The organism is Salmonella sp. SAL03688 (assembly GCF_046551895.1).
GTDB classification, from domain to species: Bacteria; Pseudomonadota; Gammaproteobacteria; order Enterobacterales; family Enterobacteriaceae; genus Salmonella; species Salmonella enterica.
Window position 1 is genome coordinate 80,148 of sequence record NZ_JBGDVI010000003.1, and the last position, 12,463, is coordinate 92,610.

Here is a 12,463-nt window from a genome sequence, read left to right on the forward strand (position 1 = left end):
AATCATATTGATATTGCTGGTTTTGTAGGCCGGGAGCATAAACGTAAATCCAGACGTTGAGTTGGCTTCAGGCCCGATGGCCGTCGCTCAGCCGCAGGTTAAATGGCGCCCATCCATCCGGCGGATCCCACTCACCACTGCCATAAATAATACCCTCCCGGATATCGTGAATAATGACGCCATCAATACCACACAGTTCCGATCGCCAGATAATGCCGGAACTCACGTTGATAAGAAACGTATACTGAAAGGTTGTGACCAGGAAATTCTCGCTCAGCGAGGCCTTATGATCCCAAACATCGGGTATTGAATAAATATGGCCAACATAATCATCAAGAAACAAGCTCTTAACCTGATGTGAATCCGTATCAAATAAGTGAACGTGCTGACCGTATAATATCGCAATAGTCTTATCATTATTCATGATGCCGCTGAAGCACTGCTCAACGATCCAGCGCCCCTCTTCCAGCGCGACAAAAAGACACAGCACGATAACCGGCTCGCCGTCCTGACTCACCAGCACTCTTCGCCGCATCGTTGAAGGGCCGGAAAAGGGATTAACATCCCTCTCCGGGATGGCGTCAGCAACGCGTTGTTCAGCATCAAGGAAATCAGCGTGGTATGTCATGATCCGCTATCCTTTTTACTTACCATAACCTGCACCATCCCCCTCGCCTCCTCCAGGTTGAACGTTACCGGCAAAAACCGTTCCACCACTGCAATATTGGTAAGCAAGTGAGCGGAAGCCCGCGCCACGGTAAACGCGCCTTCGCCCGCCAGCGCCAGCGGTAAAATCAGCTGGTCGGCCAGATGCTCTCCCACCGCCGCCGGGCTTGCGAGATAGCGCCGCGCTTCATGCGCAACCTGATTAGCTACCGCTTCCGCGCTGGTGCCTTTTACGCCGAACGCGGCGAACAGTTCGGTCAACTGTTCGCTTTGGATCACCAGCGACAGCGCGTTGCCCGGCCCGCAGCCGCCTTCCAGCGCAACGACGTTTTTCTCCGCCAGCGGGAAGTAGGCTTCCAGCGTTGCGACTTCACGTTCGCCAACGTGGTGAGGCACCGAGGCCAGCAAAGCTTCGGCGGTGATACGCCGCGTCTCGCCGCGCGATATCAGCGTCAGACCGCGTAAAGACGCCGCCGGTTCGACGACCGTCGCCGCCGCGCCGCCGCCTGCCGGATAAAAGCCGTGTTTTATCAGCGTGGTACGCTGGCTGATGCCCATCCTCGCCAACAGCGGCTCCCAGACGCGGCAGATAAAATCGGCGCTGGGCGCGGCCTGATTATGCGTCCCACCGTGAACCTCCACGCGGGATGAACCATCGGCAAACCACAGCGCAGGCAGGACGGTTTGCAGCACCAGCATACAACTGCCCGCGCTGCCAATCGCGAAACGGTACTCGCCGCCGCGAATCGGCCCCGGCGTAAAACGCAACTGCTGCGAGCCCAGTTCGTCGCCGTTCACCTGCGCGCCGCAGATTTCCGTCGCCGCCCGCACCGCCGTTAAATGCTGGCGTAGCAGCCCCGGTTTGGCGCGCCCGGCGCGGATGCCGCTCATTTCAAACGGCTGGCCGGTTATCATTGATAAACTCAGCGCCGAGCGCAAAATCTGCCCGCCGCCCTCTCCCTGTGAGCCATCCAGCGCGATGATCCTTGCCATTTTCTATCCTTTAACGCACACCACCTGCCGCAGGGTGTACATGATTTCCACCAGGTCAGACTGCGCCGCCATCACCGCATCAATGTCTTTATACGCCATTGGGATCTCGTCGATCACGTCCGCATCTTTACGGCATTCGACATGCGCGGTGGCGCGAATCTGATCGTCAACGCTAAACAGTTTCTTCGCTTTCGTTCGGCTCATCACACGCCCGGCGCCGTGGCTGCACGAACAGAACGACTCTTCGTTACCCAGGCCGCGCACGATAAAGCTTTTCGCCCCCATCGAACCGGGAATGATACCGAACTCACCGCGCCGCGCCGAAACCGCCCCTTTACGCGTCACATAGATCTCTTCGCCAAAGTGCTGCTCTTTTTGCACATAGTTATGGTGGCAGTTGATCTCGTCCATATCGAGGGCGATCGGTTTTTCCACGCAGCGCTGGAGCGCCGCCAGCGCATTTTCCATCATCGCCTCGCGGTTCAGGCTGGCGAATTGCTGCGCCCAGTGTACCGCTTTCAGGTAATCGTCAAAATATTCGCTTCCTTCATTAAAATACGCCAGATCGCGGGACGGCAGCGTTTCTAACTGCTCCTGCATTTCTTGCTGCGCCAGGCCGATAAAATAGGTGCCGATGGCGTTACCGATCCCGCGCGAACCGGAGTGCAGCATGATCCATACCCGATCGGTTTCATCCAGACAGATCTCAATAAAGTGGTTACCGGTTCCCAGCGTTCCCAGGTGCTTATAGTTATTGGTATTCAAAAAGCGCGGATATTTTTGCGTTAACCACTGATATCCCGCCTCCAGTTGCGCCCATTTCTCATCCACGTTGACCGGCGGGTTTTCCCATGCGCCCACATCGCGACGCCCGCGTCCGGTGGTACGCCCGTGAGGCACAGCGGCCTCTATGGCGCTACGCAGTTCCGCCAGGTTTTCCGGCAGATCGGCCGCCGTTAAGTTGGTACGCAGCGCGTTCATTCCACAACCGATATCCACGCCCACCGCCGCCGGAATAATCGCCCCTTTCGTCGGGATCACGCTACCGATGGTCGATCCTTTCCCCAAATGCACATCCGGCATAACGGCAATATGTTTGAAAATAAACGGCATTTTCGCCGTATTGATCAGCTGCTGACGGGCATCGTCTTCTACCGGTACGCCTTTGGTCCACATTTTTACCGGTGCATTCCGGGTGGTCATCAATTCGTAATTCATCATTTTTTTCTCGTTTTAATCATTAGGGTGGCGACAAGTTTATGTGAATACACCGCTCTACCATTGAGCTACAGAGCCGGGCTCTGACGGGTCTCGAACCCGCAACAAATGTAGATCCACAGGCATTCGCCAAAATAGGGTGGCACGACAAGTTGAGGTGGATCAGCCTGCTCTAACCTACTGAGCTACGGAGTCAGACTCCGGCAGGACTCGAACCTGCGACCTGGATCTTCATAGGATGTAGATCCACCAGCATTCGTGCCTTCAGCGTTGCGCGACAAATTCATAGCCGGGATGATACGCATCGGGAAAGATGTAATCCCGACCAGCATTCGCGCCGCGCTGAATACTCTTTACAGCGTCACGGCTTCAATCTCTTCCAGCCAGTGCGCGCTGCCATAGCGACCGTTAACAAAGTTATCTATCACCGTAAACACCTCGTCGCTGAAGCCGCCGACGTTCAAAATATCGCTTCGTTCCGCCGCCTGCGTGGTGCCGTAAGGCAGCAGATCGATACACACCAGGCGCGCCTGCGGGTTGCGCTTTTTCAGTTCGATCCAGCATTCCATGGTGGCCGCTGAGCCATGGCGCGATTTATCAACCCACGATTCGTTATCCGACACCATAATCACCAGATCCACTCGCGCCCGCTCGTTCAACAACCTACGCAGCGGCGCGGAGCAGTTGGTGCCGCCGCCGCCAACCGCCGCCAGCTTTTGCGCGTTGTGCATAACCGACTGGCGCGCATCAAGCTGCACGTCGACCACATCGCATTCAAACGGCAGCACGCGGGCCTGCGGATGATTACGCAGCACGGCGGCGGCGATCAGCCCGGCAACGTCCACGCAGCGGATCTTACTGGTCGCCCCCTTGCGATAGCCGGTTATCGACGACTTCATCGACCCCGACACGTCCGGGCAGACCACCACATTGCCGTGAAACGGCGGAGTGTTCTCCAGCGCGTACTCCATCGCCTGCGCTAAAGCCTCGCGAATAACCTGCGGCACGCCGCTTTGCAGATTGCTCCACGCCGACAGCAACTGATAAGGATAAACCCAGGACTGGCGCACCTGCGCCCTGTCCGCCAGCCGCTGCGCCACGCTGGCGGCAAGCGTTGCATTCTCAAACACGTCATGACGCGCCAGCGTATTCAAATTCATCCGCAACGTTTGCCAACTCATCCGCTGCGCCAGCTGTGCCCACTGTTCGCGACTCAGCGGCGCGTTGGTCAGCAGTAAAAACGGCACATCGGGTAAGGCCGCGCCCATGTTGCCTTCACGAAACGCCAGCAGCGCGCGCGTTTTTTCCGGCAGCTGCGCCTTATCGCACGGCTTACCAATCAGCCAGGCGAAGAAGGCTTCCTGCCACGCCGCCTGCGGCCGTGGGTGCACCATTTTGACGATATCCGCCAGCGACGGCGCATTGCCCACCGAGGCCTGCAATAAACGCTCTTCGCTGGCGTTCTGCAACCAACGCTGCACCAGCTTCTTTGGCCGCGTCCCCAGCGAGCGCCGCCCGGTCACGCCGCTGCGCAACATTTGCACAAAGTTACGCAGCATCCGGCCATTATTGATCACCCGCGTAAAGACTACCGGCAGCAGCGCCGAACCACGCGCCGCCAGAATGGCGGTCAACAGCGCGGGCATATCCTTCATCATCCCGCGTTCGCGGCCATAAATCGCCAGTTGCGCTAAAAACAGATCGTCGAGATCTTTCGCCGTCGCCAGAACATCATTTAGCTGCGCCTGGCCGCTGGCATAAAAAGTCTCGTTCATGCAGCCGGTCATCACCATTTGCGCCAGTTTATGGCGCGGGGTGAAGGCAAAGGCCGCTGCGCCTTGCTGATTGCTGGCGTTGGCCAGCGGCGCGTCCCTTAACAGCGAACGGAACAAAAGTGGATTAGCCATTTGTTTTTCCCATTTCCGTTATTCTCCATGCCATGGTTATTGCAACCAGCGTGCCAGAAAATAAATTATTTTATAATTTATTGATTTTTAAAAAATTTATTTCTTTGGTGTTCAGATGAAAGAAAAATGCCTGCACGGCAGCCATTAAAAAGCGATAAAATTATCTCGTCTTTTAGAAGGAAATCTAAGATGCGAAAAACGGTGGCCTTTGGTTTTGTCGGTACGGTGCTCGACTATGCAGGACGCGGCAGTCAACGTTGGGAAAAATGGCGCCCCACCTTGTGCCTGTGTCAGCAGGAGACGCTGGTCGTTCACCGCCTGGAACTGCTGTACGATGCCCGCTCTCGCTCGCTGTTTGAAGGATTAAAGAAGGATATCGCCAGCGTCTCGCCGGAAACGGAAGTCGTCGGCGTAGAAATCGCGATCCGCAACCCGTGGGACTTCGAAGAGGTTTACGCCTGCCTGCACGATTTCGCCCGCAGCCATACCTTTCATCCCGAAGATGAAGACTATCTGATTCATATCACCACCGGCACCCACGTCGCGCAGATCTGCTGGTTCCTGCTGGCGGAGGCGCGCTATCTACCGGCGCGATTAGCGCAGACCTCGCCGCCGCGCAAAAAAGATAAATCGCATAGCACGGGCGACGTGACGATTATTGACCTCGACCTCAGCCGCTACAATGACATCGCCACCCGCTTCGCCCAGGAGCGGGAGGAGACGCTCAACTTCCTGAAGTCCGGCATTGCAACCCGCAACCCGTGTTTCAACCGGATGATTGAGCAAATTGAGCGCGTCGCGATACGCTCCCGTTCGCCAATCCTGCTCAACGGCCCGACCGGCGCGGGCAAGTCGTTTCTCGCCCGTCGCATCTATGAACTAAAACTGGCCCGCCACCAGTTCAGCGGCCCGTTTGTCGAAGTGAACTGCGCCACCCTGCGCGGCGACACGGCGATGTCGGCGCTGTTCGGCCACGTTAAGGGGGCGTTTACCGGCGCGAGAGAGGAGCGTGCAGGGTTGCTGCGCAGCGCCGACGGCGGCATGTTGTTTCTTGACGAAGTGGGAGAGCTGGGCGCGGATGAACAGGCCATGTTGCTGAAAGCCATTGAAGAGAAACGCTTTTACCCTTTCGGCAGCGACCAGCAGGTCAGCAGCGATTTCCAGTTGATTGCCGGCACGGTGCGCGACCTGCGCCAGCGGGTGGCGGAGGGGACATTCCGCGAAGACCTGTACGCGCGCATTAATCTCTGGACCTTCGAACTACCGGGCCTGCGTCAGCGCCAGGAAGATATTGAACCAAACCTTGACTACGAACTGGAGCGCCACGCGGCGCTAACCGGCGACAGCGTGCGTTTTAATACCGAAGCGCGCCGCGCCTGGCTGAGCTTCGCCACCTCGCCGCAGGCCGCCTGGCGCGGTAACTTCCGCGAACTCTCCGCCAGCGTCACCCGCATGGCGACGCTGGCGGACAACGGGCGAATCACGGTCGAAACGGTAGACGATGAAATCGCGCGTTTGCGCTATAGCTGGAATGACCATCGCCCCTCCGCGCTCGACGGACTGTCGGGCATTGACGCAACGGCGCTGGATCTGTTTGACCGTATGCAACTGGAAAACGTCGTTGCCGTCTGCCGCCAGGCGAAAACCCTTTCCGACGCCGGGCGGCAGCTATTCAACGTTTCCCGTCAGGGGAAAGCCACGGTGAATGACGCTGACCGGCTGCGTAAGTACCTGGCGCGTTTTGGTCTGACGTGGGACGTTTTACAGAATTAACACAGCTCCAGTTGGATATGGTTCTCCGTCAACACCTGCATCACGCCCGGCGGCGGCAGGGTATCGGTGTAGACCGCATCGACCATACTAATGCTGCCCATGTTTACCATCGCGTTACGGCCAAATTTAGAGTGATCCACCACCAGCATCACGTGGCGCGAATTTTCGATAATCGCACGCTTGGTGCGTACCTCATGGTAGTCAAATTCCAGCAACGAGCCGTCGCTATCAATACCGCTAATACCGAGAATGCCGAAATCGAGACGGAACTGGGCGATAAAGTCCTGCGTCGCTTCGCCAATAATGCCGCCGTCGCGGCTGCGGAGTTCGCCGCCGGCGAGGATAATACGAAAATCCTCTTTCGCCATTAGCGTGTTCGCTACGTTCAAATTGTTGGTCACGATCCGCAAATTACTGTGCCCTAACAGGGCGTGCGCTACGGCTTCCGGCGTCGTGCCGATATCAATAAACAGCGTCGAACCATTGGGGATCTGGGCCGCGACTTTGCGAGCGATGCGCTCTTTTTCTTCCGTTTGCGTCGCCTTACGATCGTGCCACGGCGTGTTCACCGAGCTGGAGGGCAACGCCGCGCCGCCGTGGTGGCGCAAAATCATATTCTGTTCCGCCAGATCGTTAAGATCCCGACGAATGGTTTGCGGGCTGACAGAAAAATGCTCCACCAGCTCTTCCGTACTGACGTACCCCTGTTTTTTCACCAGTTCAATGATCGCGTCATGCCGTTGTGTTTGTTTCATGAATAATCTCTGAAAGTAACCAACCTTGCGCCGGATAGCGGCATTCGCCCTACCCGGCCTGGAAAAATATCTCGACCACAGGCCGGATACGCCTCACGTTCGTTTTCGCGCATTCAGCGTATCAACAAAGGCCATCGCTAAACCGACGATAAGCCCGGCGATGTGCGCGCCGTTCGCCATAGACATGCCAAACCAGTCAAACCAACCAGCGACTATCCACAATAATGCAAAAATAATTAAGCCGCGCTGGAGGTAAATTCCGCTTTGCGGATCGCGCTCTCCGCGCAGCCACACGTACCCCATCAGCGCATAGACGACGCCAGACAGTCCGCCAAACCACGGGCCGCTAAATTTCTGCTGTACATAGCCGCTTAGCAGCGCACTTATCACCGTAATGACGATTAATTTACCGCTGCCCAGGCGCTTCTCTACCGCCCCGCCGAGATACCACCACCACAGCAGGTTAAAAAGAATATGCATCAGTGAGAAGTGCATAAAGATATGGGTGAAGTAGCGCCAGACTTCAAATTTTAAAACCGGATCGAACGGCCACGCCAGCCACACCATCACCGTCTGATCGCCGATGAGACTCATCGCGATATAGACCAGCACGCAGGCGAGCATCACGATCCAGGTAACAGGGCCGGCTCGTTCACGCAGCGTGGCGAGAAAGGGAAAACGGCGGTAGCGTAGCCCGCTGTTAGTCTGCCCGGACTGCCAGCTAGCCGCCAGATAACGCGGATCGCCGGGATTTTCTATAAACCGCGCCAGCTCGACCCGCACACGTTCGGCCTGCGATTCATCTGCCAACCAGATATCGCTTTGATTATGTTGCTGAATAGTAAGAATGACGCCCTGGGTGGCCATGTAATCAACAAATGCCTGCGCCACGCGAGGATTCGCAAAGGAAGTAATCATCAACATTATTGCTGTCGCTTAGTCCATACAAAAGAAGACAGTATATATACCCTTCTCGTCGGAGGCTGCATCTTTATGGGATTACGCGCCATTCGCGACATTGGCAGGGAAACGGCGATGCCAGGCCTCAAACCCGCCGTCAATGCTGTAAACCGCATCATAGCCTTGCTGGAGCAGATACTGCGCGGCGCCTTTACTACTGTTGCCGTGATAGCACATTACCATCACCGCGGTATCGAAACCATGCTCACGCATAAACGCGCCCAGCGTATCGTTAGTCAAGTGAAACGCCTGCGGCGCATGACCCATGGCATAACTTTGCGGATCGCGAATATCGACCAGCACCGCCGCGCCCTGGTGCAGTTTCTGATACGCCTCTTCTACAGTGATACATTCAAATTGTTCCATGAATCGCTCTTTCATTATTGCCGGTGAAGCCAATTAAGGCATTTTATCGCCCAGTGTACGTTGACGGAGTAGCTTAACGCCATAATGTTATACATATCACTCTAAAATGTTTTTTCGATGTTACCAATAGCGCGTTTCTTTGCTATTATGTTCGATAACGAACATTTTTGAACTTTAACGAAAGTGCAAGAGGGCAGCATGGAAACCAAAGATCTGATCGTGATAGGCGGGGGCATTAACGGTGCAGGCATCGCGGCTGATGCCGCCGGACGCGGTTTGTCCGTACTCATGCTGGAAGCGCAGGATTTGGCCTGCGCGACCTCTTCCGCCAGTTCGAAACTTATCCACGGCGGCTTACGCTACCTTGAGCACTACGAGTTCCGTCTGGTCAGCGAAGCGCTGGCAGAACGTGAAGTGCTGTTGAAAATGGCGCCGCACATCGCCTTCCCGATGCGTTTTCGTCTGCCGCACCGCCCGCATTTACGTCCGGCCTGGATGATCCGTATCGGTCTGTTTATGTACGATCACCTCGGCAAACGTACCAGCTTACCCGGTTCCACCGGTGTGCGGTTTGGCGCAGATTCGGTGCTCAAACCTGAAATCGTGCGCGGATTCGAATATTCCGACTGCTGGGTAGACGATGCGCGTCTGGTGCTGGCTAACGCACAGATGGTGGTGCGTAAAGGCGGCGAAGTCCTTACCCGTACTCGCGCAACCGCCGCTCGTAGGGAAAATGGCCTGTGGATTGTCGAAGCGGAAGATATCGACACCGGTAAAAAATATGTCTGGCAGGCGCGCGGACTGGTTAACGCCACCGGACCGTGGGTCAAACAGTTCTTCGACGAAGGGATGCACCTGCCGTCGCCGTATGGCATCCGCCTGATCAAAGGCAGCCATATCGTCGTGCCGCGCGTCCATAATCAGAAGCAGGCGTATATTCTGCAAAACGAAGATAAGCGTATCGTCTTTGTCATTCCGTGGATGGAAGAGTTTTCGATCATTGGCACAACCGATGTCGAATATAAAGGCGATCCGAAAGCGGTAAAAATTGAAGAGAGCGAAATTAATTACCTGTTGAAGGTTTATAACGCGCACTTCCAGAAACAACTGGGGCGCGATGACATCGTCTGGACGTACTCCGGCGTCCGTCCGCTGTGCGATGATGAGTCCGACTCACCGCAGGCGATCACTCGCGATTATACCCTTGATATTCATGATGAAAACGGCAAAGCGCCGCTGCTTTCCGTGTTTGGCGGTAAGCTCACGACCTACCGTAAGCTGGCCGAACATGCGATGGAAAAACTGGCGTCTTATTATCCAGGCATCGGCCCGGCATGGACCAAAACGTGCGTACTGCCCGGCGGCGACATCGACGGCAGCCGCGAAGATTACGCGGCGAAGCTGCGTCGTCGTTACCCATTCCTGACGGAATCGCTGGCGCGCCACTATTCGCGCACTTACGGCAGCAACACGGAGTGGATTCTCGGCGAAGCCACGTCGCTGCTTGATTTAGGCGAAGATTTCGGTCATGAGTTTTACGAAGCGGAACTCAAGTACCTGGTGGATCACGAATGGGTGCGCCGTACTGAAGACGCTATCTGGCGTCGCACCAAAGAAGGCATGTGGCTGACCGCCGAACAGCAGTCCCGCATCACCCAGTGGCTGGCGGCGTATGTTGAGAAACACCAACTTTCACTGGCGTCGTAATAAAATCCGGGGCGGTTTATACCGCCCTTTTCGCCACATACCGCATTCACTCGCCGGGTTTTGTACAGCCGGGCATATGATTAGTGATACGGTAGCGATCGACACTTATTTTGGTAATAAAGAAGGGTTTTGCCCGCGCTTCGCTATTCCAGAGAGTTTTCCCCGTTTTACACCAGCTTTTATGAGTAAAGTTGGCATAATGAACCACGCTCTCCTCCCCCAGCACGCTTTCAAAATGCGCGCGTTTATCACCGTCGGCCACGCTAAAGTCAGCATAAAAAAGATTGCTGTCCAGGTTAAACGTCATTTCTATTTCACTGGCGGACGATGGAAAGAACACAGGTAGCCAGGTCCAGATACCGGACTGCTCGGGTATGGCGGCATAATCAGGAAAATAGCTTACCTGGCGATCATCGCAGGCGGTCAGCACAGCGACGATGATTAATGCCGCGCCACACCGGAGAACCTGATTAATCAGCTCAGCAACAATATCTTTATGCCACGAAGTGGATTCACGCCGTGCAATACGAATATCCGCGCCGCTGGCCGGGTCTACGCCTACCCGTTCCACATATAATTTAACATCTTCCATTTAGTCCCTTTATTTCGCGGCCGGATACAGCGGCACATATCCCACATCCTGCACCAACTGCTGCCCCTGCGGGCTTAGAAACCAGTCCACCAGCTTTTGTGTTTCCGCTGTGGGGTGTTCACGGGTGACCATATAAACATCAACCGTGTACGGGTAACTGCCGTTACGAATATTTTCAACCGTCGGCGCAACATCGTTTATCGCCAGTAATTTAATCTCTTTATTGCTGTGCATCTGCGTAGCGTAATAACGAAAGGTATAGCCAATGGCGTTGTGCGTATTGCGATACTCAGCCACGATATCCACCATTTCCCCCATCGCGGTTGCCACTGATGTTGTTTGCGCTGGCATCAGCTTCGTTTCTTTCATTACCTTCGCCAGCATCGCCGTTTGGCTGCCAGAGTTTTCCGGTCGCTGCCAGGGCTTAATGTCGATTGCCTCTCCGCCTACCTCATTCCAGTGGGTGATTCTTCCGCTAAAAATGCCGCGAATTTGTACATCACTCAACGATGACACGGGATTGTTTTGGTTGACGATAAACACAAACGCTTCACGTGCAAAGGGGGTGTAAACCAGTTTTACGCCACTGGCCTCGGCCAATTGCTTTTGAGCAGTGGAAGGCTGGGCGACAAAAATAAGATCGGCATTACCGTTAAGGATATTTTGATAGGCTTCAATGGTTCCCTGGTTTTCAAGGTAGTCTTCAGGGCAGATATCATCCGGAAAGCGCGTAAGCGCATAAAAAGCCGAGGCGTATAACGGCAAGCCAGCCGTTGCGCCATCAAGCCGCGGCCAATTTTGGGTGAGCAAAAGTGTCGGTTCATCGCGCAGCCCGGTTAGCTTGTTGCCCCATGTGTGCGCCTGATAATCGCGGAAATAAAGATATTCACTGCTCTCGGGAGCGGGATACTTCACGGCATAAAGATGTGACTGGTATACGGCACAGCTCCCGAAAAACAGCAGGCAAATCACCAGCAGATTACGACAAGTGTAGCCCGCACCGCCGCGTAGCACTCCCCAACGCGCACCGCCATACCCTAATGCAAAACAGAGCTGCGAGCCAACCGGGATGAGCAACACTGCCCATACCCAGCCGTTGAAAAAGGATATTACGCTGGGTACTAACCAAAGCGTTTGCACCACCTGGGCGATGGGTTTACGCCCTATCGCGCGAATATTAAGATCGGTGAGAAACATCAGGATGACCCACCCCATCAGCACCACCAGAGCGGGCATAAGCAGGCAGCAATCACGCCATTCTGGATTTACCTCTGATGCATTTCCCTTTCCCCATATTCGGCCACAAAGAAAAATTAACCCTGCGCCCAGAAGCGCTACCGGGATAATGGTCGCCTTCTCAATAGATTGCGCGACGGGGATACTATTTTCAAGAACGCTAATGCACGCCCACATTCCCCCCACGATAATCGTAATAATGTTCACCAGCAGCGGCACGCCGATAAACGCCATCACCAATGATGTTAAGCTCCTTTGCATCTTCATATTTTGCTTCACCCATCCCTGTA

The 12,463-nt window shown here is 55.2% G+C and carries 11 protein-coding genes and 1 tRNA gene; 2 read left to right on the forward strand and 10 right to left on the reverse strand.

The window, feature by feature from the left end:
- Positions 1-67 precede the first annotated feature (67 nt).
- The 5 genes from ACLJR2_RS03855 to ACLJR2_RS03875 all read right to left on the reverse strand — a co-directional run bounded on the left by ACLJR2_RS03855 (position 68) and on the right by ACLJR2_RS03875 (position 4,784).
- Positions 68-628, reverse strand: coding sequence for a hypothetical protein (locus tag ACLJR2_RS03855; protein ID WP_000220921.1), 561 nt, complete (start codon positions 626-628; stop codon positions 68-70).
- Complete coding sequence (rtcA, locus tag ACLJR2_RS03860) at positions 625-1,659, reverse strand: RNA 3'-terminal phosphate cyclase (RefSeq protein WP_000101036.1); 1,035 nt, start codon at positions 1,657-1,659, stop codon at positions 625-627. The genes ACLJR2_RS03855 and rtcA overlap by 4 nt, the downstream gene beginning before the upstream one ends.
- Positions 1,660-1,662: 3 nt before the next feature.
- Entirely contained in the window at positions 1,663-2,877 is a 1,215-nt protein-coding gene (gene rtcB / locus ACLJR2_RS03865) for an RNA-splicing ligase RtcB (protein WP_001105536.1), read from the reverse strand.
- A gap of 78 nt (positions 2,878-2,955) precedes the next feature.
- Positions 2,956-3,072 (reverse strand) — tRNA-OTHER (locus tag ACLJR2_RS03870).
- A gap of 158 nt (positions 3,073-3,230) precedes the next feature.
- Positions 3,231-4,784, reverse strand: coding sequence for a vWA domain-containing protein (locus tag ACLJR2_RS03875; protein WP_000013009.1), 1,554 nt, complete (start codon positions 4,782-4,784; stop codon positions 3,231-3,233).
- Between the two features lie 189 nt (positions 4,785-4,973).
- On the opposite strand from ACLJR2_RS03875, the gene rtcR reads away from it, so the two are divergent.
- Positions 4,974-6,557: an RNA repair transcriptional activator RtcR gene (gene rtcR / locus ACLJR2_RS03880; protein ID WP_001232875.1), complete on the forward strand. Its 1,584-nt coding sequence runs from the start codon at positions 4,974-4,976 to the stop codon at positions 6,555-6,557.
- Here the strand turns inward: rtcR and ACLJR2_RS03885 are convergent.
- The 3 genes from ACLJR2_RS03885 to glpE all read right to left on the reverse strand — a co-directional run bounded on the left by ACLJR2_RS03885 (position 6,554) and on the right by glpE (position 8,638).
- Positions 6,554-7,312, reverse strand: a complete 759-nt coding sequence (locus tag ACLJR2_RS03885) for a DeoR/GlpR family transcriptional regulator (RefSeq protein ID WP_000815085.1) — start codon at positions 7,310-7,312, stop codon at positions 6,554-6,556. The genes rtcR and ACLJR2_RS03885 overlap by 4 nt on opposite strands.
- A gap of 93 nt (positions 7,313-7,405) precedes the next feature.
- Positions 7,406-8,236, reverse strand: a complete 831-nt coding sequence (gene glpG, locus ACLJR2_RS03890; protein ID WP_000928702.1) for a rhomboid family intramembrane serine protease GlpG — start codon at positions 8,234-8,236, stop codon at positions 7,406-7,408.
- Positions 8,237-8,311: 75 nt separating this feature from the next.
- Positions 8,312-8,638, reverse strand: a complete 327-nt coding sequence (gene glpE, locus ACLJR2_RS03895) for a thiosulfate sulfurtransferase GlpE (RefSeq protein WP_000434524.1) — start codon at positions 8,636-8,638, stop codon at positions 8,312-8,314.
- Positions 8,639-8,836: 198 nt separating this feature from the next.
- Here glpE and glpD point away from each other — a divergent pair, with 198 nt between their 5' ends.
- A complete protein-coding gene (glpD, locus tag ACLJR2_RS03900; RefSeq protein ID WP_000448178.1) occupies positions 8,837-10,345 on the forward strand; it encodes a glycerol-3-phosphate dehydrogenase in 1,509 nt (502 codons plus the stop codon).
- Between the two features lie 46 nt (positions 10,346-10,391).
- On the opposite strand, the gene ACLJR2_RS03905 is transcribed toward glpD, so the two are convergent.
- Together ACLJR2_RS03905 and ACLJR2_RS03910 are read right to left on the reverse strand one after the other, a co-directional pair.
- A complete protein-coding gene (locus ACLJR2_RS03905) occupies positions 10,392-10,937 on the reverse strand; it encodes a hypothetical protein (protein WP_000390369.1) in 546 nt (181 codons plus the stop codon).
- Between the two features lie 9 nt (positions 10,938-10,946).
- Positions 10,947-12,440 (reverse strand): PstS family phosphate ABC transporter substrate-binding protein, encoded by a 1,494-nt coding sequence (locus tag ACLJR2_RS03910; RefSeq protein ID WP_015633155.1) that lies wholly within the window; start codon positions 12,438-12,440, stop codon positions 10,947-10,949.
- Positions 12,441-12,463: the final 23 nt, after the last annotated feature.

What these genes read in the sequence shown, in the direction of transcription:
- glpE (WP_000434524.1), bottom strand. Translation starts at nt 8,638, where the DNA reads ATGGAACAATTTGAATGTATCACTGTAGAAGAGGCGTATCAGAAACTG.
- ACLJR2_RS03910 (WP_015633155.1), bottom strand. Translation starts at nt 12,440, where the DNA reads ATGAAGATGCAAAGGAGCTTAACATCATTGGTGATGGCGTTTATCGGC.
- ACLJR2_RS03885 (WP_000815085.1), bottom strand. Translation starts at nt 7,312, where the DNA reads ATGAAACAAACACAACGGCATGACGCGATCATTGAACTGGTGAAAAAA.
- rtcR (WP_001232875.1), top strand. Translation starts at nt 4,974, where the DNA reads ATGCGAAAAACGGTGGCCTTTGGTTTTGTCGGTACGGTGCTCGACTAT.
- glpG (WP_000928702.1), bottom strand. Translation starts at nt 8,236, where the DNA reads ATGTTGATGATTACTTCCTTTGCGAATCCTCGCGTGGCGCAGGCATTT.
- rtcB (WP_001105536.1), bottom strand. Translation starts at nt 2,877, where the DNA reads ATGAATTACGAATTGATGACCACCCGGAATGCACCGGTAAAAATGTGG.
- glpD (WP_000448178.1), top strand. Translation starts at nt 8,837, where the DNA reads ATGGAAACCAAAGATCTGATCGTGATAGGCGGGGGCATTAACGGTGCA.
- ACLJR2_RS03905 (WP_000390369.1), bottom strand. Translation starts at nt 10,937, where the DNA reads ATGGAAGATGTTAAATTATATGTGGAACGGGTAGGCGTAGACCCGGCC.
- ACLJR2_RS03855 (WP_000220921.1), bottom strand. Translation starts at nt 628, where the DNA reads ATGACATACCACGCTGATTTCCTTGATGCTGAACAACGCGTTGCTGAC.
- rtcA (WP_000101036.1), bottom strand. Translation starts at nt 1,659, where the DNA reads ATGGCAAGGATCATCGCGCTGGATGGCTCACAGGGAGAGGGCGGCGGG.
- ACLJR2_RS03875 (WP_000013009.1), bottom strand. Translation starts at nt 4,784, where the DNA reads ATGGCTAATCCACTTTTGTTCCGTTCGCTGTTAAGGGACGCGCCGCTG.